Source organism: Streptomyces sp. NPDC127100, assembly GCF_042724095.1.
Classification (GTDB): domain Bacteria; phylum Actinomycetota; class Actinomycetes; order Streptomycetales; family Streptomycetaceae; genus Streptomyces.
This window is the reverse complement of sequence record NZ_JBHXFL010000029.1, coordinates 73,188-95,705: the sequence shown is the minus strand read 5'-3', so window position 1 is coordinate 95,705 and position 22,518 is coordinate 73,188. Positions and strand designations below refer to the sequence as shown.

21 protein-coding genes and 1 pseudogene are annotated in these 22,518 nt (G+C 70.3%); 14 read left to right on the top strand and 8 right to left on the bottom strand.

What is annotated here, in order from left to right; genetic code table 11:
• Nucleotides 1-124 precede the first annotated feature (124 nt).
• A complete protein-coding gene (locus tag ACFWJB_RS24150) occupies nt 125-754 on the bottom strand; it encodes a helix-turn-helix domain-containing protein (RefSeq protein WP_386924799.1) in 630 nt (209 codons plus the stop codon).
• A 230-nt stretch (nt 755-984) separates the two neighbouring features.
• Here ACFWJB_RS24150 and ACFWJB_RS24145 point away from each other — a divergent pair, with 230 nt between their 5' ends.
• Genes ACFWJB_RS24145 through ACFWJB_RS24125 form a run of 5 tightly spaced genes read left to right on the top strand, consistent with a single transcriptional unit; the run spans nt 985 to nt 3,449 of the window.
• Nucleotides 985-1,221 (top strand): hypothetical protein, encoded by a 237-nt coding sequence (locus tag ACFWJB_RS24145; RefSeq protein ID WP_386924797.1) that lies wholly within the window; start codon nt 985-987, stop codon nt 1,219-1,221.
• Nucleotides 1,212-1,586, top strand: coding sequence for a hypothetical protein (locus tag ACFWJB_RS24140; protein WP_386924795.1), 375 nt, complete (start codon nt 1,212-1,214; stop codon nt 1,584-1,586). Before ACFWJB_RS24145 ends, ACFWJB_RS24140 begins: the two co-directional genes overlap by 10 nt.
• Entirely contained in the window at nt 1,583-2,191 is a 609-nt protein-coding gene (locus ACFWJB_RS24135; protein ID WP_386924793.1) for a hypothetical protein, read from the top strand. Before ACFWJB_RS24140 ends, ACFWJB_RS24135 begins: the two co-directional genes overlap by 4 nt.
• Nucleotides 2,188-2,652: a hypothetical protein gene (locus ACFWJB_RS24130; RefSeq protein WP_386924791.1), complete on the top strand. Its 465-nt coding sequence runs from the start codon at nt 2,188-2,190 to the stop codon at nt 2,650-2,652. The genes ACFWJB_RS24135 and ACFWJB_RS24130 overlap by 4 nt, the downstream gene beginning before the upstream one ends.
• Nucleotides 2,649-3,449: a hypothetical protein gene (locus tag ACFWJB_RS24125; RefSeq protein WP_386924789.1), complete on the top strand. Its 801-nt coding sequence runs from the start codon at nt 2,649-2,651 to the stop codon at nt 3,447-3,449. Before ACFWJB_RS24130 ends, ACFWJB_RS24125 begins: the two co-directional genes overlap by 4 nt.
• A 219-nt stretch (nt 3,450-3,668) precedes the next feature.
• On the opposite strand, the gene ACFWJB_RS24120 is transcribed toward ACFWJB_RS24125, so the two are convergent.
• Nucleotides 3,669-4,538, bottom strand: a complete 870-nt coding sequence (locus ACFWJB_RS24120; protein ID WP_386924787.1) for an ATP-dependent DNA ligase — start codon at nt 4,536-4,538, stop codon at nt 3,669-3,671.
• Nucleotides 4,539-4,579: 41 nt separating this feature from the next.
• Here ACFWJB_RS24120 and ACFWJB_RS24115 point away from each other — a divergent pair, with 41 nt between their 5' ends.
• From ACFWJB_RS24115 to ACFWJB_RS24095, 5 genes and pseudogenes are all read left to right on the top strand, one after another.
• Nucleotides 4,580-6,082 (top strand): site-specific integrase, encoded by a 1,503-nt coding sequence (locus ACFWJB_RS24115; RefSeq protein ID WP_386924785.1) that lies wholly within the window; start codon nt 4,580-4,582, stop codon nt 6,080-6,082.
• Nucleotides 6,079-7,896 carry a hypothetical protein gene (locus ACFWJB_RS24110; protein ID WP_386924783.1) on the top strand — a complete coding sequence of 606 codons (1,818 nt, stop codon included), beginning with the start codon at nt 6,079-6,081 and terminating at the stop codon, nt 7,894-7,896. Before ACFWJB_RS24115 ends, ACFWJB_RS24110 begins: the two co-directional genes overlap by 4 nt.
• A complete protein-coding gene (locus tag ACFWJB_RS24105) occupies nt 7,893-9,977 on the top strand; it encodes a hypothetical protein (protein WP_386924781.1) in 2,085 nt (694 codons plus the stop codon). The genes ACFWJB_RS24110 and ACFWJB_RS24105 overlap by 4 nt, the downstream gene beginning before the upstream one ends.
• Nucleotides 9,974-10,384 carry a hypothetical protein gene (locus ACFWJB_RS24100; RefSeq protein ID WP_386924779.1) on the top strand — a complete coding sequence of 137 codons (411 nt, stop codon included), beginning with the start codon at nt 9,974-9,976 and terminating at the stop codon, nt 10,382-10,384. Before ACFWJB_RS24105 ends, ACFWJB_RS24100 begins: the two co-directional genes overlap by 4 nt.
• A gap of 201 nt (nt 10,385-10,585) precedes the next feature.
• Nucleotides 10,586-11,490, top strand: a pseudogene (locus ACFWJB_RS24095) (MMPL family transporter).
• A gap of 128 nt (nt 11,491-11,618) precedes the next feature.
• Here the strand turns inward: ACFWJB_RS24095 and ACFWJB_RS24090 are convergent.
• Both ACFWJB_RS24090 and ACFWJB_RS24085 read right to left on the bottom strand, forming a co-directional pair.
• A complete protein-coding gene (locus ACFWJB_RS24090) occupies nt 11,619-13,013 on the bottom strand; it encodes an MFS transporter (protein WP_386924777.1) in 1,395 nt (464 codons plus the stop codon).
• Between the two features lie 201 nt (nt 13,014-13,214).
• Nucleotides 13,215-14,093, bottom strand: a complete 879-nt coding sequence (locus tag ACFWJB_RS24085; RefSeq protein WP_386924775.1) for a LysR substrate-binding domain-containing protein — start codon at nt 14,091-14,093, stop codon at nt 13,215-13,217.
• A 353-nt stretch (nt 14,094-14,446) separates the two neighbouring features.
• Between ACFWJB_RS24085 and ACFWJB_RS24080 the strand changes: the two genes are divergently transcribed.
• The 3 genes from ACFWJB_RS24080 (at nt 14,447) to ACFWJB_RS24070 (ending at nt 18,396) form a co-directional block, all read left to right on the top strand.
• Nucleotides 14,447-15,625 (top strand): mandelate racemase/muconate lactonizing enzyme family protein, encoded by a 1,179-nt coding sequence (locus ACFWJB_RS24080; protein ID WP_386924773.1) that lies wholly within the window; start codon nt 14,447-14,449, stop codon nt 15,623-15,625.
• Nucleotides 15,626-15,812: 187 nt separating this feature from the next.
• The gene (kdgD, locus tag ACFWJB_RS24075) at nt 15,813-16,739 is read left to right on the top strand and encodes a 5-dehydro-4-deoxyglucarate dehydratase (RefSeq protein WP_386924771.1); all 927 of its coding nucleotides are present in this window, start codon (nt 15,813-15,815) and stop codon (nt 16,737-16,739) included.
• Between the two features lie 28 nt (nt 16,740-16,767).
• Nucleotides 16,768-18,396 (top strand): aldehyde dehydrogenase (NADP(+)), encoded by a 1,629-nt coding sequence (locus ACFWJB_RS24070; RefSeq protein WP_386924769.1) that lies wholly within the window; start codon nt 16,768-16,770, stop codon nt 18,394-18,396.
• A gap of 218 nt (nt 18,397-18,614) precedes the next feature.
• Here ACFWJB_RS24070 and ACFWJB_RS24065 read toward each other — a convergent pair whose 3' ends face one another.
• The 3 genes from ACFWJB_RS24065 to ACFWJB_RS24055 all read right to left on the bottom strand — a co-directional run bounded on the left by ACFWJB_RS24065 (nt 18,615) and on the right by ACFWJB_RS24055 (nt 21,206).
• Nucleotides 18,615-19,202, bottom strand: coding sequence for a cysteine hydrolase family protein (locus ACFWJB_RS24065; RefSeq protein ID WP_386924767.1), 588 nt, complete (start codon nt 19,200-19,202; stop codon nt 18,615-18,617).
• 89 nt (nt 19,203-19,291) lie between these two features.
• Nucleotides 19,292-20,716, bottom strand: coding sequence for an MFS transporter (locus tag ACFWJB_RS24060; RefSeq protein WP_386924765.1), 1,425 nt, complete (start codon nt 20,714-20,716; stop codon nt 19,292-19,294).
• 31 nt (nt 20,717-20,747) lie between these two features.
• Nucleotides 20,748-21,206: a MarR family winged helix-turn-helix transcriptional regulator gene (locus ACFWJB_RS24055; RefSeq protein ID WP_386924763.1), complete on the bottom strand. Its 459-nt coding sequence runs from the start codon at nt 21,204-21,206 to the stop codon at nt 20,748-20,750.
• A gap of 519 nt (nt 21,207-21,725) precedes the next feature.
• On the opposite strand from ACFWJB_RS24055, the gene ACFWJB_RS24050 reads away from it, so the two are divergent.
• On the top strand, nt 21,726-22,037 hold the full coding sequence (locus ACFWJB_RS24050; RefSeq protein ID WP_386924761.1) for a site-specific integrase: 312 nt from the start codon (nt 21,726-21,728) through the stop codon (nt 22,035-22,037).
• Nucleotides 22,038-22,297: 260 nt separating this feature from the next.
• Here ACFWJB_RS24050 and ACFWJB_RS24045 read toward each other — a convergent pair whose 3' ends face one another.
• Nucleotides 22,298-22,468, bottom strand: coding sequence for a hypothetical protein (locus tag ACFWJB_RS24045; RefSeq protein ID WP_386924759.1), 171 nt, complete (start codon nt 22,466-22,468; stop codon nt 22,298-22,300).
• Between the last annotated feature and the right edge of the window lie 50 nt (nt 22,469-22,518).

Here is a 22,518-nt window from a genome sequence, read left to right as displayed (position 1 = left end):
CCCCGGCTTGGGGGTGGGGGGGTGCGGGGGGGGGGGGGGGTGTGGTGCGGAGCGGGGGGCACTGTCTGCCCCCGGGGGGGGGGGGCCCCGCCCGCCGTGTGGCGGGCGGGCCCCCCGGTGAGTGCTACGCCTGTCCGGCGAGCCGGTAGCGGCGAGGGCTCTCGCCGACCAGGTCGGCCTGGCCGTGGTCCGTGAGCTTGGCCAGGGCGTTGGCGACCGCCCCGGCGCTGCGCTGGAGGTGCTTGCCCAGGCGGGAGGGGGTGACCTCCTCGGCCGGGTGAGTCTCCAGGTACTCGTAGACCATCTGCCGCAGGCCGCCGCGCGCCAGGCGCTTGGTGGCGGGGGCCGTGTCCGCCTCCGTCGCGGCCTCCGGCGCCGGGCCCTGGGGCTCGGCCGCCTCGATCGCGTCCGGCGCGCTGTCGGCGGGCGCCGGGGCCTCCTCGGCGACCGGTGCCTGCGCCTCGGCGGGAGCCGGGGCCTCGGTCTCGGCCTCGTCGGAGATGTGTGCGGGCGTGGCCTCGACCGGCCGGTGGAACCAGCGGTCCGGGGTCCGGCGGGCGCCGTCCTTCTCGCCGTGCTCGCGGTAGGCCCGGTTCCAGCTCTCGAGGGTCTTCAGGGCCTTGCCCGCCGTCGAGCCGCCGATCCCCGCGTGCCGGGCGATCTCGGCGGCCGTCGCGCCGGAGTGCTCGGCGAGGGCGGCGAGCGCCTTCTTCTCGGAAGGCTTCAGCTCGGCCGGGGCCTGGGTGTTCGTCATCGTGTCCTCGTTTCCTCGGGTTGGGCATTCGGGAGCTCCCCGGCCGGGGGCAGCTGGTGCTGCTGTGCCCGTGGCGCGTGCGCTTCGCGGTGTTCCCCGGGCACCTCCATGAACGCTCTGGTCGGCCCTCGGAGTCAAGATCAAAACCGCGTTGAACGCTATTGCTTACGTATTGGGTTTCACCTATGGTCTGACGCACGTACACACCCGGATAGGAAGGGGGGCCGGCGATGACGGCGAACACCACGGCCGACGCACCGCAGACCGGCGCCGAATGGATGGCCGCCAAGCGGGAGGAGGACGCGATCCGCTACGCGGTCGAACAGCTCAAGGACGGCAAGTTCCTGATGCTGACCAACGACTCCGAGGGCCGCCGGATCGGCAACGCCGGGCTCGACCCGCGCCCGCGCGAGGGCCGCGAGTGGCTGACCCGGCACTGCGAGAGCGGGGTCCGCAAGTGGGACTGACCGCCACCGAGGCGTCGGCGGACCGGCTGCGGGCCCTGCTCGCAGCCGGCCTCCCGGCCGGTACCCCGCCGCCCCACAGCGCCCTGCTGCTGCTGAGCGTGGCCACCGGCCAGGAAGAGGTGCGGCTCTACCGGCGGGTCGCCAACGGCACGCCCAGCCACGAGACGGCCGTCTTCCGGTCGGAGCCCCCGCACGACGCCTCCGCCCTCGACCTGATCGCCGCCCTGCACGCCCACCGGCTGCACAGCTGGCAGCCCCTGCGCGACGGCTACATGCCCGGCGTGATCCACATGGGCACCCGGCGGGCGACCGGGCAGATCGGATGGGCCATCGACCTGCGGAACCTGACCGAGGACGACGAATGACCGGGATTCCGTACCGCGTCACCATCCCGCCCCGGCCCACCGGCGGGGACTACGCCGCCGTCCCGGCGGCCAATCTCGCCCGGGCTGAAGTGCTGCGCGCCGACGAGGTCCGGCTCGGCGACACGATCCTGGCCGACTTCCTCGGCCTTCACCTGCCGGGCGGCGACGGCCTGGTGCCGGCCGAACACTTCACCGACCCGTACTGGGCCGCGCCCCAGCCCGCCGACCCGAGCTGCAGCTGCCTGCCCTGCCAGGGGTCGGGCTGGACGGCCGCGGACGGCCCGCTCATCAGGCTCGCCGACGGCTTCCCCTGGGACGGCTGCGACGTCCAGCCCGCGAGCGCGCTCCTCCTGGTCGCCCGGTACCGCTGCGCCTGCGGCTGCGACAACACCCTGGCCGACGACTGGTCGGCCTACGACTGGGCCTCGCCGGGCTCCGTGCAGCACCTGCTGGAGACCGGCCGCCCCCTGCGGCCCGGCGAGATCCTCCACCTCGACTTCGCAGCCTGCGGGCGGCGCGGCGAGTGCGGACCACATACCCACCGACGACCGCGCCCCGGCGCCATGAAGGCGGTCCCGGAACGCGCACACGAAGGAGCAGAATGACCACCCTTCCTGCCGAGCACCAGCTCGCCGAGATCGAGGCCCGGGAAGCCGCCGCCACCGCCGGCCCCTGGGGCGTCTACGAGTCGGGCGGTCTCATCGAGATCGCCGCCGACCTGCAGGAGACCGGGCACGGCTACCGCGCCCGCCGGGGGATCGCCCGGCTGGACGAGGAGCCTCTCGACAACGACCCGGCGCACCGCGAGTGGACGGCCGAGGAGGACTGGGCCCAGGTCCAGGCCGACGCCGCGTTCGTCAGCCACGCTCGCGATGACGTCCGCGCGTTGCTCGCCCTGGTCCATCACCTTCAGAGGCAGCGGAAGTTCCTGCTCGACCAGATCGCGAGGAAGGACGCCGAGTCCGGCGCGGGGGACAGGGCGCTCGCCGCGTTCTTGGCGCCCGGCCCGGAGGAGTCCGGCGCGGTTGTCGAGGCGCCCGCCCCGGGGGAGTCCGAGGCCCGATGACCACAGCGAGCAGCACCCCCGGCGCGCAGGCGCCGGGGGTGCCCCACCCTGATACCCGCCACGTCGTCCAGTTCAGCGGCGGCGCCGGCTCGGCCCTGACCGCCATCCGGGTCGCCGAGCGGGTCGGTCCCGGGTCGATGGCGCTGCTCATCGCCAACACCCAGGTCGAAGACCCTGACCTGTGGCGCTTCAGCCGGGACGTCTCCGAGTTCATCGGCGTGCCCCTGACGGTCGTCGAGGACGGTCGCGATCCCTGGCAGCTCTTCCGCGACATCCGCTTCCTGGGCAACGACCGGTTCGCCGCGTGCACGAAGTTCCTGAAGCAGATCCCCTGCCGGGAGTGGATGGAGGAGCACGCGCCGCCGGAGACGTCCCGGGTCTACGTGGGGATCGAGCCGACGAAGAAGGACCGGCCCCGCACCGTGGCGATCGAGCGGAACTGGGCGCCCTGGCGGGTGGAGTTCCCGCTTCTCGACGGGCCCGACCGTTCGAAGGACGATCTGCTGGACGAGCTGCGTGACCTCGGCCTGGAGCCGCCGCGCCTGTATGGGCTCGGCTTCGCCCACAACAACTGCGGCGGCGCGTGCATTCGGGCCGGCCAGAAGCAGTGGAGACACCTGCTGGCCACCTTCCCGGAGCGGTACGCCCGCGCCGAGCGGGAGGAGGAAGACATCCGCGACTTCCTCGGCAAGGACGTGTCGATCCTGAAGCGCATCCGCCAGGGCGAGACCCACCGCCTGACGTTGGCCCAGCTCCGCCGCGAGGAGGAGGCCGCACAGGAGGCGCCGGCCGCCTGACGATCCGGACTGCTGACTGGCCGAGCCAGACCGGAATCTCCTCGACTTCGCACAACGCAGCGTTGTATAGTCGTGGTGTCGCCCGGGCCCGGGCGGAAGAGCGGCTCATGAAGAGCTGGCCCCCTTACCTCCGTAACGGAGGGGACGGGGTCGGGGGCCGGGTAAGAGTCCCGGAGCGCTCCTTGAGAGGCCCACCGCTCGCGAGGTGGGCCTTTCCCGTTACCCGGGGTGCTCGGAGAGGTGGCCAGGCGCCAGGTCGCCGCGTACGCGCCGTACTCGCGGCCGGTGCCGGTACCGGCCGAACTCCAGCCGCTCCTGGTCCACCTCGATCTCGACGACCACCTCTGGCTCCACTGGCACGTACCGGACCGGGTCCGCGCCGGGTAGCCCACCTACGGTGCCCGGCAACTCCCGCACCGGCTCGCCGCTCCCGCGCAGCAGCGGTGCCAAGGCCAGCCGCACCGCCTGGGGGAGGGGCAGGCTCACGCCGACCGCCCGCATACGGCCGCCGGCCTGCGGCCGGCCGAGCACCAGGGCCTGTGTCGCCGGCGTCGTTCCGGTCACGCCGATGACGACCGCCTCTGTGGTGTGACGGCTGCGCCACTTCACCCAGCCGGAGGCCTGACCGGCGGCATACGGCGCCTGGGCCGGTTTGCCGACCAGGCCCTCCACGCCGGCGAGCGCTCCCACCCACCGAAGCGCCTGGGCTGGGTCGGTGGTGGCCGGCACCGGGCGCAGTGCGGGCGGGCCGCCCTCGAGGAGGCGCAGCAGTTCGTGCCGGCGTTCGGCGTACGGCCGCGGCCGCCAGTCGGTGTCGCCGACGGCCAGGACGTCGAAGACGGCGACGTGCACGGTGAAGTCGGCGCCAGGCCGCGGGCCCCGGCGGCCGGCGCGGGTCTGCAGCCGGTCGAAGGCGACTCCGGAGCCGTCGGCCAGCACGGCGACCAGCTCTCCGTCGAGCACGGCGTCCGGCAGGTCGGCGGCTACCGCGGCGACGTCGGAGAAGGCCCGGGAGAGGTCGGTGCCGTGTCGGCTCCACACCCGCCGGGCGCCGGTGTGCAACTGGCATCTCCAGCCGTCCCACTTCACTTATGCGCTGTTGAGCTGTCCACGGGCTATCGTCCAACGTCATGTCGATCACGGGCTGGCGCGTGCATTTCACTCGCCGAGACCTGGCCTTGCCGCGCGAAGTGACCGCATTCATGCGGGAGTTCAGCGCCTTGTTTGCCGGTCTCGATCAAGGGTTGGACGATCTGGGGGTGCCCGAAGGAGAGCCGTTCCTGATAAGTCCCGCAGGTAGGTACGACGTGCCGCTGAACCGGTACTTCTCGGTGTGGCTGGCATCGTCACCGTGGAACACCCAGGCCGCCCATGCCCGGGATCTGCGCACGTTCTTCGACTTCCTGTGGTTCGCGCGAGGCCGGCGTGACTGGCGTGAGGCGTCCATGGCCGACCGGGCGGCGTACGAGTGGTGGCGTCGTCGTGACGAGCATGGACCTCGTCTGGAGGACACGAGCTGGGACCGGGAGGTGTCCACGGTCAACCAGTTCTACCTGTGGGCGATCGAGCAGGATCTGGTGAGGGCTAATCCCATCCGTCAGCGCGCGGGCGCGGTGTGGTCGCCCTGGCGGGGCGGGACCGGTGGGGGCATGGTGCGGCAGGTGCCGGCGGAGTCGTCGCACGCGGGGCCTCGGCGGGAGGTGAAGTGGCTGCCGCCTCGGTCGTATCGGCTGTGGCGCAATGTCGGACTGTGCGGCTTCGATGCGCAGGAGATGCCCCGGCGGGGGTTCCGCGGGCGATGGGCTGCACGGAATGCGGCGTATGCGGATTCGATGGTCCGTACGGGGCTGCGGTCGTGCGAGCACTCGGCGTTGACGGTGTTCGACCTGCCGGAGCTGCCGCCTGCGGTGTCGGGGGTCGTCAACGCGCGGGCGGTGCTGCCGCACGCGATCTCCAAGGGGCGCTCGGGGCGGGCGGTGTACTGGCCGGTGTCGGCGCTGCGGGATGTGCGCGACTACATGGAGTGGGACCGGGCCGAGATGCTCGACTACGGCCGCTCGCGCGGCTTCTACGTTCCGACGCGCCGGTCGCTGCTGGTGGAGGACCCGGCCGTGCCGCGGGTGCGGATGGGAGGGCGGTGGGTGCCGGTGGCCCGCCTGGACGACGGTGAGCGGCGGAGGCTGCTGGTGGCGACGGCGGATGGTGGGTGGGAGCCGGCGATGGTGTGGCTGAACCAGTGGGGTCTGCCGATGACGATGTCGGGATGGAAGCAGGTCTTCGCCGATGCCAACGCACGCTGCCGCGCCCAGGGCGTGGAGGTGGGTGCGACGCCGCACATGCTGCGGCATTCATATGCGGTGATCACACTGGAGTTGCTGTGGCGGGGGCATCTGCAGGCGCTGGGGGAGATGAACGAGCGGCAGCGGCTGACGTATCAGCGGGTGTTCGGTGATCCGCTGAACTGGGTGCGGATCCGGCTCGGGCACCGCTCGGCGACGACCACGGCGCTGTACTTGCACACCTTGCAGGAGCTGGAGATGCGCACCCGGCTGGAGCTGGTGCCGGAGGGGGCGTGGGAGCCGGCTGGTTTCAGCGAGGAGGGCTGGCTGGAGCAGTCGGTGGTGGCCGCGTGAGCGAACAGACTCCGCGCGCGGAGCGCGGCCGTGCGGCGGCTGTGCCCGACGGCTTCTACGAGCCGCCCCCGGTGGTGGAGTTCCCCGAGGGCGGCGGGGCGCCGGTGGTGCGGTTCACGGGTGAGGACGGCCGGGAGTGCGTGTTCCGGTTCGAGGGGCTGCCGCTGCCGGGTCTGCACCGGGACTTCGCGCATGCGCTGGGGGTTCGGATCGGGCCCGGCGGCGGGCGCCGCACGCAGCGGGCGGCGAGCAGCCAGTGGCAGACCATCAAGCGGTTCCTGCTGCTCCTGGACCAGCTTGCGGAACCGCCGCGGCGGGTGGAGGAGCTGCGAGTGCGTCACCTGGAGCGGTACCTGGTGGCGCGGCGGCAGACGTGCGAGGAGAAGTCGGCCCGCCGGAATCTGCAGGACCTGCTGCGGATCGTGCGCGTCCTGCCCGGTCAGGACCGGCTGGAGGGGGCCGTGGCGGACTATGCCGGGCAGCCCGGCCATGGCGTGGATGCCCAGCAGACTGGGCGCCCGGGGTACTCGGATCGCGAGTTCCAGGCCGTCATGGCTGCCGCCCGTTCGGACGTGGCCGCCATCCGTGACCGGCTCATGGCAGGCGAGAGGCTGCTGGAGCGCTTCCTCGACGAGGATGCCAGTCTGTCGGCGGCCGAGCGGGAGCAGGGGGCGCGGCTGGTGGCGATGGCGGCTACGGGCCGGGTTCAGGTCGACTACCGCGGTCTTGCGGTGGGCGAGTTTCCGTCGGCCTGCTACGAGCAGGCGCGGCAGCTGTTCGTGATCGATCCGGACCTTGCTCCGCTGCTCATCTACGCGGCTGGGCTGAGCGGGCGCAATCCGGAGACGCTGAAGGAACTGCCGGCCGAGCACCGTGTGCTGGAGGGTCGCGCGGTGGCTCTCACTCTGACCAAGCGCCGGCGGGGCAAGTCCAACTCCCGTACATCGGTGCACTGGAGCGTCGATGAGGAGCGTCAGCTGCGGACGATGGGCGGCTTCTACCTGCTGCTGCACCGGTTGATGGCCCGCAGCCGGGCGTTCTCCGGGAGCGGGTCGGTGTGGTCGATCTGGGCGGGCAACGGCCGCGGTGGTGTCCTCCATGCCGCCACCAGCGGGCACATCGGTCCCTTCGATGCGGAGCTGGCCCGCAAGCTGAAGCTCGGGGCGTGGGCCAGGCGGCACGGTCTGGTCGGCGAAGACGGCATGCCGCTGGAGATGTTGGTGACGCGCATCAAGAAGACCGTCGAGGTGCGCACGGCGAAGCAGGTCGGAGGGCATCTGCCCTCGGCGCGGCTGACGAACACGGCGGACACCTCCTTCACCCACTACCTGCGCGCGGACCCGTTCGTCGCCGACTGGGCGGCTGACGTCCTCACGGAGGCGATCACCGACGCGGAGGAGAACGCTCGCGCGGTCGTCGTCCGCCTCGGCGGCGAGCCGGTGACGCGTGTGCCGGAGCGGGTGCGTGAACAGGCGGCCGTCGGCGCCTTAGACACGCTGGCCAGTGCGTGCACGGACATCGAGCACGCACCCGGTGGTGGACGGTGCCGGCAGTCGTTCCTGGCCTGCTTCGGCTGCCCCAATGCCCTTGTGCTGGAACGCCATCTTCCGGCGCTGCTCGCCCTGGCAGAGGCCCTGCGTGAGGATCTTCAGCGCCGGGACGCCGCGCAGTGGGCGTCCCGGTACGGGACCACCTGGCAGATCCTCACCCGCGACATTCTGCCGCGCTTCAGCGCGGCTCAGCGCGCCGCCGCCAAGGAGCGGCAGCCCCGCCTGATGCTCGATCTCCTGGAGGGACCCATCCAGTGGTCATGACACACGCCTCTACAGCCTCCGCGCCCCGCGCCGCGGTGCCCGGCGATGCCCGGGTCCTGGCCGCGCGTCCGCTGCGTGCCGAGGCCCGGCTGGAGGAGACTTCCCGCTACGGCGACGACCTGTGGCTGCTTACCCCCGCGTGGCTGCGTGCGGACCGTAAGGCCCACCAGCTCGACTTCGCGCTGGTCCCGCCAGCGCACCGGGAGACCGCCAAGCTGTTGTTCTACGCCCTGCTGATCGAGGACACCCCGCCCGGCGAAGGGCCGATCACGATCGCCAGCATCCGTGTCTATTTCACCTGCGTACGCCGCTTTCTGGTATGGGCACAGGACCGTCGGCTGTCATTGGCGCAGCTGACGGGTGAGGACCTGGATGCCTACCACAGAGAGTTGACCGGGCTGCGGATGTCGCTCAGTGGGGTGTACCGCCAGCGCCGCGCGGTGCGCTTGCTGTGGGCCTACCGCTCCCGCCTCACCGACCTCCTTGTCCAGGACCCGCTGCGGCGTCCGCTGTGGCAGGCATGGGCGCGCGCCAACCCCCGCAGGTACGACGAGAACCTCACCGACCGCATCCCCGAGCACATCATGGGGCCTTTACTGGTCTGGGCGCTGCGCTGGGTGGACGACCTCGCCGACGACGTGCTCGCCGCCCGCGCCGAACGCGACGACATTGATGCCCGCCCGCCGGCCCACCCCGATCCGCTTGTGGCTCTGCAGGCAGTCTTGGACGATTTCCGTCGGCGTGGCCAGCCCCTGCCGACGGCACCCGACCGCCTGGCCAAAGGACTACAGGGCACAGAGGTGTCCCCGAACTTCTCCTACCTGGCCCGGCTCGCCGGACATCCCCAGTACCGGTTCAGCAAGGCCGGTCCGCGGCGTCTGATCGAGGAAGCGGCCCGCGATCTCGGCGTGGACAGCGATTCCCCGCTGCACCATCGCGTCCAGGGGCAGATCGACGGGAGGCGGTGGCTGGAGCAGATCTCCTACTACGACGTCGGCCAGTTCGAACGACTGCTGCAAGTGTCCTGCTGGATCGTCATCGCCTACCTCTCCGGCCTGCGCGATTCCGAGATCAAGCATCTGCGGCGGGGCTGCGTGAGCGCCCAACGCGACACAGGAGGCGGCATCTACCGCTACCGGCTGCACGGACTGGCCTTCAAGGGCGAAGGCGTCCACGGCGCGGCCGCCACCTGGATTGTCACCGCTCCCGTCGCCCGGGCCGTCGCCGTCCTGGAACGCTGCCAGCCAGCCGACGAACCCTACCTGTTCGCGCACCCCCGCAAGTCGGCGAACCACCAGTGCCACCACGTTGCCGGGCGCGTGCGCACGGGCGGGACCACCATCAGAGACATCACCGCAATCCTCAAGTGGATCAACACCTACTGCGCTGCCCAGTCACGTGTGGACGCGATCCCCGAGACCGACGGGCGACTGCCGCACCTGACGTTGAGGCAGTTCCGTCGCACCCTGGCCTGGTTCATCGCCCGACGTCCCGGCGGCACCATCGCCGGCGCCCTGCAGTACCGCCATCAGTGCATCCAGATGTTCGAGGGCTACGCCGGCACCAGCGACTCCGGCTTCCGCGACGAGGTCGAGGCCGAAGAAGCCTTCGCCCGCGGACAGTTCCTCGCCGAGCTAGGCGCCGACGACGCCCGGCCGAAGCTGACCGGTCCCGCCGGAGCGGAAGCCGAAGCCCGCCTGGCCGAACTCGCCCGCCACACTGTCTTCGACGGCCAGGTCGTCACCGACGAAGCACGCCTGCGCCGCATCCTGGCCCGCCACGACACCCACCTGTATCCGGGCGCTTTCGTCACCTGCGCCTACAACCCGGACCGCGCCTTGTGCCGCACGCCCGCCGACCGCGCCGATCAGCCCACCATGGCCGACTGCCAGCCGCTGGCCTGCCGCAACGCCGCCCTCACCACCGCCAACCGACAGGCACTTGCCGGTCACCTCACCAGGCTGGACGACACCCTGGCCGCCGGTGACCGCCTGGCCCCCTACATCCGTCACCGCCTTGAAGAGCAGCACCACGCCACGAGTACGTTCCTCACCCGCCACACGCCGGAGACCGCTGAGTGAAACGCTCCCTGCCCGATACGGACACCGTCAAAACGGTCATCGACACCGTGCTCGCCGAGGCCGCCGCGCACGGACGGCGTCCCACCGTGACCGCTATCGAGCGGCATCTGGACATCCCGCACGCCACATTCCACCGGCACTACGCCAACCTGATCGACGCGTACTTCCGACCCCGCATCCCGAATCCCGCCCTACTCACGCCCACCAGGGAACCCTCCGGATCCGAGGCACGTGCGCGAGCCAACCTGAGCCGTCTGCGCAAGGAGAACGCCGACCTGCGCCGCACCCTCGCTCTGTATGAGGAGGCGATCCGCCAGCTGGCCCTCGAAAACGACGCCCTACGTGGTGGCGGTGCCGTCGTTGCCCTGCCTCACCGTCCTGCGGCCGGGCCGCCAACATCTGCGTGATGCAGTCCGTCCCCGATTCCGTCGCCGCGGCCACGCACTCTGCCGGGGCCGACGGCGGCTTCGGAGGTCTTGTACTTCGATTTCAGTAGTGGGTCCTGCAGATTCGGTACGCCGTTGTGTCAGTAGCCGCACGACGACGGGGTGTGTCCTGGCGGGCGAGTGTCGAGGGGCAATCGAGGACGGAACTTGGAGTGCCCTGACATGGCAACTCTTCTCTATCGACTAGGCCGTGCGGTCTTCCGGCGGCGAGGCTACGTGGCCCTGGTGTGGATGGCGGTGCTGGTCGCGGTCGGGCTGGGGGGGACGCTGCAGGCTCCGGCGTCGTCCAGTGAGGACTCCTCGATGCCGGGAATCGAGTCGCAGCAGGCGTACGACCTCATGCGGGAGCGCTTTCCAGAGGCGAGTGCCGACGGGGCCACCGCACAGGTCGTCTTCGTTGCCCCGGACGGGCAAAAGGTGTCGGCGTCCGGCAGCCGCACGGCCATCGAGGACGTCGTGGATTCGCTGTCGGCCGGGGCGCAGGTGGCCGGTGTCGCGGATCCCTTCGCGGCGAAGGCGGTCAGTGAGGACGGCTCGACGGCGTACGGGACCGTCACCTACAAGGTGGACGCCGACGAGGTCAGCGGCGCCAGCCGCACTGCAGTCGAGCAGGCTGCCGACCGGGCACGGGACGCGGGCCTGACGGTCGATCTGGGCGGTTCGGCGATGGAGGCGGACGACGGGCTGAGCGGGGTCGCGGAGATCGTTAAGTATGTCACCACCGACGCGCTGCTCGCCGGAATCCGCACCGTCGCCGTAGGCGAGGCACTCCTGTCCCCAGGAGCCACCCAGGCCCTGATCACCCGCTTTCCTCACCACGCCGGCATCCGGATCCCCCCTCGCTCCCGCGGAGCGCCTCGGCGACCTCGCCCCCCCGAGAACAGGCGGTCACCGTGCTGGCCGCACACGGCAAGTCCAGCGAGGAGATCGCCGAAGAACTCGTCCTGACCGTACGCACCCACATCCAGCGCGCCATGACCAAACTCAGCGCCCGCGACCGCACCCAACTCGTCGTCATCGCCTACCAGAACGGCCTGGTACGCCCCGACGCGCCACCCCGTATCTGACCGCAGCCGCCACCACCGCGGCGGCTCCGGCACATGCACATGCGGCACGCCGTCCCCGTCGTGGGGAGGCGTGCCGCATGGTGTGGTGGTCGGGTCGCCCGTCTCGGCTTCCCGTAAGGGTGCAGGGGTTACGCGCTGGTGTGCTGGTAGCCGGGCAGTTCGACGCGCTTGATGTCGCGGACGATGACGAGGTAGCTGGCGACGGCCATGGCGGCGCAGAGGCTGACGAAGGCCAGGGCGAGGTCGAAGGAGCCGGTGGCGTCGATGATGTAGCCGATGACGAGGGGGGTGACGATGCCGGCGACGGCGCCGAAGGTGTTGAAGACGCCTCCGGCGAGGCCGGCGATCTGCTTCGGCGCCACGTCGGACATGACGGCCCAGCCCAGTGCGCCCAACCCTTTGCCGAAGAAGGAGACGGACATGATCAGGACGACCAGCCAGGAAGCGGTCACGTAGTTGCAGATGATGATGCTTGTGGAGAGCAGCAGGCCGGTGACGATGGGGATCTTGCGGGCGGCGGTGAGGCTCATGCCACGGCGTGCGAGTCGGTCGGAGATCCAGCCTCCCAGGACGCCGCCGGTGAATCCGCACAGGGCAGGAAGTGACGAGACGAAGCCGGCTTCGAGGATGCTCATGTCGCGTTCTTGGACCAGGTACACGGGGAACCAGGTCAGGAAGAACCAGGTGATGGTGTTGATGAAGTACTGGCCGACGAAGACGCCGAGGGTCGTGCGGTTCTTCAGCAGGACGGCGATGTGCCGCAGGTTCTCCTTGCCGGAGGTGGCGTTCTTGGCCGCCATGTCCTCTTCGGCGGTGGGCGCGTCCATGTCGACCAGCGCGCCGCCGGCGGTGATGTAGTCCAGCTCGCCCTTACTGATGCGGGGGTGGCTGCGCGGCGCGTAGATGACCTTGGTCCACACGAGGGCGAGGACGACGCCGACGCCGCCGATCACGGTGAAGACGTGCTCCCAGCCCATGGCCGTGACCAGCCAGCCCATGAGGGGGGCGAAGGCGACGGTGGCGAAGTACTGGGCGGAGTTGAACAGGGCCGATGCGAATCCGCGTTCCTTGGTGGGGAACCAGGCGGCGACGATGCGTGAGTTGCCGGGGAAGGAGGGGGCCTCGGCGAATCCGACGGCGAACCGGAGGATGAACAGCAGGACGATCGCGGCTCCGGCGAAGAAGCCGATGGCGCCCTGGAGCATGGTGAAGACCGACCACAGGAAGATCGCGAGGCCGTAGACTTTCTTGGAGCCGAAGCGGTCGAGCAGCCAGCCGCCGGGTATCTGGGCGACCAGGTAGGACCAGGAGAAGGCGGAGAAGAGCACACCGAGCTCGCTGGAGCTGATGTGCAAGTCGTCCTGCATGGAGTCGCCGGCGATGGACAGGGTGGAGCGGTCGGCGTAGTTGATCGTCGTGACGACGAAGAGCATGGCCAGAATCAGATACCTGATGCGGCCGGCTTTGGCGGTCGCCGTGGGGACGGCAGTCGCCGGCTCGTCCTGCCGGTCGAGAGCGGTCATGAGCGGTCTCCTAGACCTAGATGGTGCGGCGGCATTGCCGCGCGTGTGGTCCGAGCCACACGATCGGTGGCTGAGTTGACCGTAGAGACGCTTTCGATTCACGTCCATGTCGAATTTTGTTGGTTGCAATACCTTGCTTGTATGACAGCTCTGTGGCGGGCATGTTCCGCACACGTGTCCGATCGAACTGCGGGCCTCGGCTCACAGCTGCCGGAGCAGGGCGCGCAGCGCCGGATTGTCGTTCGTTTTACGCCACACGTAGTCCAGCTCCACGGGCCGGGGCTGCCCTGGCAGGTGCAGCGGCCGGTACACGACACCGCCGTGGCGCATCTTGGTGGCCGCCTCGGGGACGAGTGCGACGCCCCAGCCAGTGTTGACCAGGGCCAGGATGCTGTGTACCTGGCTCAGGTACTGGGTGAACACCGGACGCACGCCCGCGCCGCGGAACGTGGTGATCAGCAGTTCGTGGAAGTAGCGGGCTTCGACGGGCGAGTACATCAGGAAGTCCTGACCGTCGAAGGCCGACAGCTCCAGCGGCCCGTCGGCGGCGGCCAGGGGGTGGTTGGCCGGCAGCGCGGCTACGAGTCCTTCGCGCACGGCGGTGCTCACGGCCAGGTCGGCGCCGACTGCGGACGGGCGGATGAGCCCCAGGTCCAGCGAGCCTTCGCTGAGGGCTTCCAGCTGGTCCCGGGTGACCAGCTCCTGCAGCAGTATCTCCACCCCGGGCAGCGCGGCACGGGCGGCTTCGAGGAGCTCGCCGAGAGCGGAGTAGGCGCTGGCAGCGGTGAAGCCGACGACGATCGAACCCGCTTCCCCCGAGGACACCTGCCGCACGGCGAGCGAGGCGTGCTCGGCCTGTCGCATGATCCGTCGCGCGTCGGCGAGGAAGGCCCGCCCTGCGGGGGTCAGCCGCACGGTCCGGTTGGTGCGGTCCAGCAGCTTCACCCCCAGGTCGCTCTCCAGGAGCTGGATCTGCCGGCTCAGTGGGGGCTGGGTCATGCTCAGCCGCTCGGCAGCCCGCGTGAAGTGCAGTTCTTCCGCCACGGCCACGAAGCAGGTCAGCTGCGTCAACGTGAACAATGATGCTCTCCTTGTATGGCCACATCCAAAACTTATGTTGGACGTAAATCATTCGCGATCGTAGTGTCGAAAGCGTTCGACACGGCACTTCCCGCAGCACAGCGCCTCACCAGGCGGAACGGGGAGCCGACAGGAAGTAAGCACCATGGCTCAACCAGACCGCGACCGCCGCACTGATCGCCGCGCACAGGTCCTCCACAGACCCTGCCGTTAGCAGTCCTCCGCGCCCTCCCGCCCGCGTGGGCGAACCTCCCCTTCGCTCACGGGCACTCCTGTGCCGTGTCCGGCTGCCAGGGCTGCCGCGATCCTCACCGGCTGTACCTTCCCCCGCCCGTTCAACCCAGGGACACGAAGTGGTGACCACGAAAACGACAGCTCACGCCGCGCCTGCCGCCGGCGAAGCCACCCTCGACCGCATCGCCTGGCTGCGTCTGTCCTCAGTCACGCTGCCGCTGACCACACCGATCAGCGACGCCAAGGTCCTCACCGGCCGCCAGAAGCCGATGACGGAGGTGGCGTTCCTGTTCGTGGAGATCGCCACCGAACAGGGGCACGAGGGGATCGGCTTCAGCTACTCCAAGCGTGCCGGCGGCCCTGGCCAGTTCGCGCACGCCCGCGAGATCGCCGAGAACCTCATCGGTGAGGACCCCAGCGACATCGGCAAGATCTGGACCAAGCTCGTGTGGGCCGGCGCCTCCGTGGGGCGCAGCGGTCTGGCCACCCAGGCGATCGCCGCCTTCGACGTCGCCCTGTGGGACCTCAAGGCCAAGCGGGCCGGCCTGCCCCTGGCCAAGCTGCTCGGCGCCCACCGCGACTCGGTGCGCTGTTACAACACCTCCGGCGGATTCCTGCACACCCCCACCGAGCAGGTGCTGGACAACGCCAGCGCCTCCCTGGGCAGCGGCATCGGCGGCATCAAGATCAAGGTCGGGCACCCCGACGGCAAGCAGGACCTGGCCCGCGTCACCGCCGTACGCGAGCACATCGGCGACGACGTACCGCTCATGGTCGACGCCAACCAGCAGTGGGACCGGCCCACCGCCCAGCGCATGGGCCGCGCCCTGGAACCCTTCAACCTGGTGTGGATCGAGGAGCCCCTCGACGCCTACGACGCCCAGGGCCACGCCGCACTCGCCGCGTCGCTGGACACCCCCGTCGCCACCGGCGAGATGCTGGCCAGCGTCGCCGAGCACGTCGAGCTCATCCGGAACAGCGCCTGCGACATCATCCAGCCCGACGCCCCCCGCATCGGCGGCATCACCCAGTTCCTCAAGCTCGCCGCGCTCGCCGAGCACCACCAGCTGCAGCTCGCCCCGCACTTCGCCATGGAGATCCACCTCCACCTCGCGGCCGCCTACCCGATCGAGCCGTGGGTCGAGCACTTCGACTGGCTCGAACCGCTGTTCAACGAGCGCCTGGAAATCCGCGACGGGCGCATGTACGTGTCGTCCCGCCCGGGTCTCGGCTTCACCCTCAGCGACCAGGCGCGCGCCTGGACGGTTGCCGAGCATGAGGTGGGCTCCCGCCCCTGACGGGCACCGTCGGCCGCAGATCTCGGCTGCGGCGGACGCCCAATCCCGGCGCGGGCAGCACGCGTATCGGACAGCCGCGCTGCCCGCGCCGGCACCACCCGTCCCTGCCGGCCTCCTTTCCCGCGGCCGGACAGCAGTCCGCAGTTCCACCCCATCGACCCTGCGACCCACAGGAGCACCAACCGTCATGACGTCCTACACCCCGGAAGAACTGCGCAGCCGCCTCGGCTCCGGACTGCTCTCCTTCCCCGTGACCCACTTCAAGGACGATCTGTCCTTCGACGAGGACGCCTACCGGCAGAACATCATCCGGCTGGCCAAGTACGACGTCGGTGGCCTCTTCGCCGCCGGCGGCACCGGCGAGTTCTTCTCCCTCACCCCCACCGAGGTCGAACGCGTCACCACCGCCGCAGCCGACAGCGCCCCCGACGACACACCGATCCTGGCCCCCGCCGGGTACGGCACCGCGACCGCCATCGAACTCGCCGCCGCCGCCGAGCGAGCCGGCGCCGACGGCATCCTCCTCTTCCCGCCCTACCTCACCGAAGCCGGCCAGGAGGGCCTGGCCCGCCACGTCGAGGCCGTCTGCCGCTCCACCTCCCTCGGCGTCGTCATCTACGGCCGCGCCAACGCCGTCTACTCCGCCGACACCCTCGCCCGCCTCGCCGACACCTGCCCCAACCTGATCGGCTACAAGGACGGCGTCGGCGACATCGACAACATGACCCGCATCTACGCCCGGCTGGGAGAGCGGCTGACCTACATCGGCGGACTGCCGACCGCCGAAACCTTCGCCCTTCCCTACCTGCAGCTGGGCGTCACCACCTACTCGTCGGCGATCTTCAACTTCCTGCCCGAGTTCGCCCTCGACTTCTACGCCGCGGTACGCGAGCGCCGCCAGGACGACGTCACCCGGATGCTCAACGATTTCGTCCTGCCCTACATCGACATCCGCAACCGGCAGGGCGGCTACGCCGTCAGCATCGTCAAGGCCGGCATGACCGCCACCGGCCACAGCGCCGGCCCCGTCCGCCCGCCGCTGACCGACCTGACCGCGCCCGAGCTCGACGAGCTCACCCGGCTGATCGCCAAGCTGCCCGCAGCCACCGCCTGACCGGCCCCTCCCGAAGGACACCTCCTCCATGAGCACCGCTCCCTCAGCCCGCCAGTCCGTTCGACCGCCTGCCGCCGACCTGACGGGTGCGATGCTCATCGCCGGCAGGCGCATCACCGGTGCGGGCGCCGAAGTACGCTCCCTCGACGCCCGCACCGGTCAGCCACTCGACCCGCCCTACCGCAGCGCACAGTCAGCCGACGTGGCAGCTGCCTGCCAGGCCGCGGAAGACGCCTTCGACACCTACCGCAACCTCCACCCCTGGCACCGGGCCCGCTTCCTCGAAAGCATCGCCCAGCACCTGACCCACCTCACCGACGCACTCGTCGAGCGCGCCCACCAGGAGACCGGCCTGCCCACGGCACGCCTGGCCGGAGAAGTGGAACGCACCACCGGCCAGCTGCGCATGTTCGCAGGCGTGCTGACCGAAGGCAGCTGGTACGAGGCCAGGATCGACCCCGCCCAGCCCCACCGCACCCCCCAGCCCCGCCCCGACATCCGCCAACAGCACATCCCGCTCGGTCCCGTCGCGGTCTTCGGCGCCAGCAACTTCCCCCTGGCCTTCTCCGTCCTCGGCGGAGACACCGCATCCGCCCTTGCAGCCGGCTGCCCGGTCATCGTCAAGGCCCACGACGCACACCTCGGCACCAGCGAGCTCGCCACCTACGCCATCCAGGCCGCCATCACCGAACACCACATTCCCGCCGGGGTCTTCTCCCTCCTCATCGGCGACGGCCCCACCCTGGGCTCCCGTCTCGTCACCGACCCCCGCATCCAGGCCGTCGGCTTCACCGGATCCCGTGCCGCGGGCCTCGCACTCGTCCGCACCGCCGCCGGCCGCCCTCAGCCCATCCCGGTCTACGCCGAAATGAGCAGCGTCAACCCCGTCGTCCTCATGCCTGCCGCCCTCACCGAGCGTGCCGCCGACCTCGCCGACGCCTTCACCGCCTCCCTCACCCTCGGCGCGGGCCAGTTCTGCACCAACCCCGGCCTGGTCCTCGCCGTCGACAGCCCCAGCCTCAAGACCTTCCTCGACGCCGCAGGCCAGGCCGTCAACGCGGACGCAGGAGCCACCATGCTCACGCCGCGGATCGCCAAGACCTTCCGCATCGAGAAGGAAACGGTGGCCTCGCACCCCGCGGTCGAGGTCCTCGCCCGCGGAGCCGAACCCCGCTCCGCCAGCCCCGGACAGGCAGCGATCATGACCGTCCACGCCGACGACTTCATCGCCGACCCCGAACTCCAGCGGGAAATGTTCGGCGCGGCAGCACTCATCGTGCGCTGCCGCGACCTGTCCCAGCTCACCGACGCTGTACGCCATCTGGAGGGCCAGCTCACCGCAACCGTCCACACCGCACCCGACGACCTGGACGACGCACACCGACTGCTGCCCCTTCTGGAACGCCGGGCCGGGCGCGTCCTGTTCAACAGCTGGCCCACCGGCGTCGAGGTCGGACACGCCATGGTCCACGGCGGCCCCTACCCCGCCACCTCCGACCCCCGCACCACCTCCGTCGGCTCCCGCGCGATCGAACGCTTCCTGCGCCCCGTCGCCTACCAGAACCTCCCCCACGAGCTGCTGCCCGCCTCCCTGCGCGACGACAACCCGTACAACATCCCGCGCCGCATCGACGGCAGCATTCATCCCACCCGCTGAAACGCGACGGGCTAGACGAAGCTGACAACCTGCGCGGCTTCGTCCCGGACAGCGCAACAGGCGTGCGGCGTCAGGTGCTCCTCGCCGGCACCGCACGGTTGCCGGCGGCGATCGCACTCCCAACCCGGGGTGTGACCGGATACGTGCCAAAGGGGCAATGGCATGATCCCGATCGCGATCCCCCGTGCGAGCATGGGCCGCGCAGCCCCGGCGTGTGGCTAGACCGCCAGGGCGGGCAGGTCGGGGGTGGTGATGACGTCGGCCTGGGTTGGGAAGATCTTCTCGGTCAGGACCCGGTGGACCTCGGCGTCGGGGTCGGCGGTGGCGTCTGCGAGCACGAAGGTGCGGTAGTCCGCGTCGGCGGCGTGCCGCAGGGTGGAGAGCACGGCGCCGGAGGTGGCGATGCCGGCGAGGATCAGCGTGTCGATGCCCCGCGCGCGTAGGCGGGTGTGGAGGTCGGTGGTGCTGAAGGCGCCGACGCGCGTCTTGCGTACCACCAGGTCCTCCTCCCGGACGTCCAGCGAGGGGTGGACCTGCGTCTCGGGGGTGTCGGCGCCGAAGAGCTTGTGCTGTCCCACAGGGGCGAAGGTCTTGTTGTGCTGGGGGATGGCCTGGTGGTCCTGCTCGGTGAACGCGACGCGCACGAAGCAGACCTGGACCTGCGTCTTGCGGGCCCAGGCGAGCGCATCGCCGGCGCGGGCCAGCAGCGTCTCGGAGTCCGGGAACATCCCCAGGCCGCCGGGCTGGAAGTCCATCAGCACCAGAGCGCTACGGGCCGGGTCGATGGGGGTGAGGGTGTCAGTCATGGGTGCGTTCCTTCTCTGTTGAGCTGGTGGGTTGTTGGTTGGGCTTGGCCGACCGGGCGATCGCTGTGCAGGGTCCCTGTGGCGGGGGTCTACGCGGCGGTCCTGCTCGGGAGGGTGCGGTCGAGGACGGAGACCAGGAGCAGGACCAGGCTGACGCCGACCATGATCCAAGCGATCAGGTGGACGCCGGAGTCGCTGACGCTGGTGTGAAAGACGAGTCCGGTGATCGCTGAGGACGCAATCGAGCCGACGTAGCCGAAGGTGCGCAACAGCCCCGAGGCGGTGCCGAGTTGCTCGGGTGGGGCCTGGGCGTACAGGGCGGTCTGGTTGCCGGCGGCGGCAAAGCCCACCACGAGGCCGAAGAAGAGGGTGATGATCACGACCCAGCCGATCCATGCGGACGCGCTGAGCACGAGCACCCCGGCCGAGCCGATCACGCAGGCGATCGCGGCGGCGATGACGGGTCCGCGGACCAGGTTGCGTCGTGCGACGGGCGAGATGATCAGGCCGGAGACCAGTGTCATCGGGAGCAGCAGCAGGCCAGCCTGCGTCTCGCTCAGGCCCCGCACGCCCTCGACCCACTGGGTGATGCCGTACAGCACCACGTACTGGCACAGCAGGGCCAAACCGAAGCGCAGGTAGGTGCTGGAGAGCGGCTTGTTGGAGCTGAGCATCCGCACGTCGAGGAAGGGAGAGGTGGCGCGCAGTTCCCACAACACCAGGGCGATCCACAGCACGATGGAGATGCCCAGCAGGTACCAATGCGCGGTGGGGAGGAAGAACAGGAACAGCAGCAGGGCAATCATGGCGGCGGCGAATCCTGTGATGCCGCCGACGTCTAGACGGACAGCCAGCTCGCGCAGGCGGAGCGGGTGCTTGGGTGGCCCGTCGGGCGAGACCCAGACGAGGGTCGCGGCGAGGGCGATCAGCCCGACCGGCACATTGATGAAGAAGACCGAGCGCCAGCCGAGTGCGCCGACCAGGACGCCGCCCACCGGCAGCCCGAGGGAGGCGGTGGCGATGCCGGCGATCTGCAGACCGCCGAGCACTCCGCCCGGTGGCTTGTCCAGGCCGGCATCGTGCGCTCGGCGCCGGATGAGGAGCATGGCGGTCGGATAGGCGCAGGAGGTTCCCAAGCCGACGAGGACGCGGCTGATCAGCAGGGTGATCAGGTCCTGGGCGAATCCGCCGACCAGTCCACCGGCCGTGACCAGGACGGTTCCAGCCAGGAACACTCGGCGCGGTCCGAGTACCTCCGCGGCCTTGCCCGCGGTGGGCTGCGCGATCGCGCTGGCCAGGTAGAGGGCGGTGACCAGCGCGGCAGTCTGGCCGACCGGCACGCCGAGCCCGTGCGCGATGGGCAGCAGGGCGGTGGCGATCAGCGAGCTGTTGATGGGGTTGAGGGCCGAGCCGATGAACAGCGGAGTGGTGAACCGCCACGAGAACGCGCGGTCCCGGGGGACCACGGTGTCGCGGGCCGCGACCGAGGGGTGGGCCCTGGATGATGCAGGCATGACGGCTCCCGAGTGTGCGGGCCGGTTGGCGCTAGAGCCGCTCTGCGAGCCGCTCGATCAGGGGCGCCGCAGCAGAAAGGGTTTCAATGTCCGCCGTAGTGAAGGTGTCCTCGAGGACGGCGGTGACCTTGTCGACCACGGCGTTGCGTCCGGAATGGACGGCCATCCGGCCGTCCGGGGTGAGACTCAGTGTCGACCGGCGCCTGTCCGTTGCGTCCGGACTGCGCGAGACCAGGCCGAGTTCTTCCAGGCTCGCGATGGTCGCTCCCATCGCCTGCGGGGTGATCTGCTCGCGTCTGGCCAGATCGGAGGTCGTCATCGGGCCGAGCCGGTCAAGCCGCGACAGAGCAGTGAGTTGCGGGTTGGTGAGTTCATCAACGGTTGTCACCTCCTGAATGCGGCGTTTGAACGCGCCGATGGCCATCCGCAGCCGATTGGCGGTCTCACGGATGTCCGGCGCCCCGGTCGGTCGACTCTCAGCGTCACTCATTCTTTAAGGCTAACCTTCACAGCCTAGACTTGCAAACCTGACCTTCATAATTCCTGGCGACCGGCGAAGCAGAGGTCAATCGGCGCGGCCCCCGCTGCCTGATGGTTCGTCAGAGTGGTGCCGCAGTAGATGCCGGATCTACTGCGACAGAGCCCCTACGGTGATCACCGCGACCTGCGGCGGACGATTCCGGCCGCCAGGGCGAGGTGTACGCATTTACTGCGGCAGTGCCGGAAGGGCGGGACGGCGTGACGATCGAACCGGTGACCGAACTCGGGAGCGGGGGCGCACTTCGGTTGCCGCGCGCTCGGGTCGTGCCTCTGTCCGCCCCACCGTCCTCGTACAGCGCGGCGGTCGAGCGCTACCTCACCGGCGCGGGCATCGCGAAGTCCTCCGCGCGGATCTACCGGATGGCAGTCCGGCACCGCCCAGCTCCTGCACCGACTCATCGCCCGCCGTACCCGCGGCCCGCTGTTCCTCACCGACCGCAAGGCCCCGACCGGAACACCTACGCTCGACGTGTGCCCAGAGACCGGACGGGCCCGGCTCTCCTACCGCCGCGGTGAGGAGATCTTCGAGGCGAACACTCGGCTGCTGGCCAACCCCCTCGCCTCGCCCGACGACATCGAGGACCTGGACGGCTGGACGCTTCACCGGCTACGTCACAGTGCCCTGACGCACGACGCGGAGGACGAGACCTCCACCCCGATGCTGCTGGCCCGCTCCCGTCACGCCTCCGTCCGCTCCCTGGAGCGCCACGCCCGCCCCGGCGTCGGCTCGGTCGCCCGGCACGTCGTCGAACGCGACCCCGCTGCACATCGCCGCAGCTAAATCCGAGCGGATCAGTGCTTCGAGATCATCCCAATGCCCCTTCGGCGCGTATCTCGGTCACACCCCAACCCGTTGCGCGACGGCCTCCTGACCGAGCCGCTGACGCTGCGCGACGGCCACGTGGACGTACCCACCGGTCCCGGACTCGGCGTGGAGGTCCGCCTCGCTCTCCTCGACCGCCACCGGTCGCCTGACGGGGCTCAGCTGGGTCGTCGCGTTCGTGACCGGTGCCGTGCACCGGCGGCGAGTCGCCGACGCCGCTACTCGGAAGCTGCACGGAGCAGGCCGTCCAGCCATGCCTGGTGGCCGTTGAGCGTCGGGTTGGGCCGCTCCTCGGCCAGGGCCGCAGCCGGCCGGCCGATCTGGGACTCCTGGGTCAGGACGCGCACCCGGCCACCGGGCAGATCCTCCACCAGCCAGGCATGCAGCACGTCGAGCCGCTCCTCCGGAGGACCGTCCTGCCTGGCGGTCCACCCCCGCC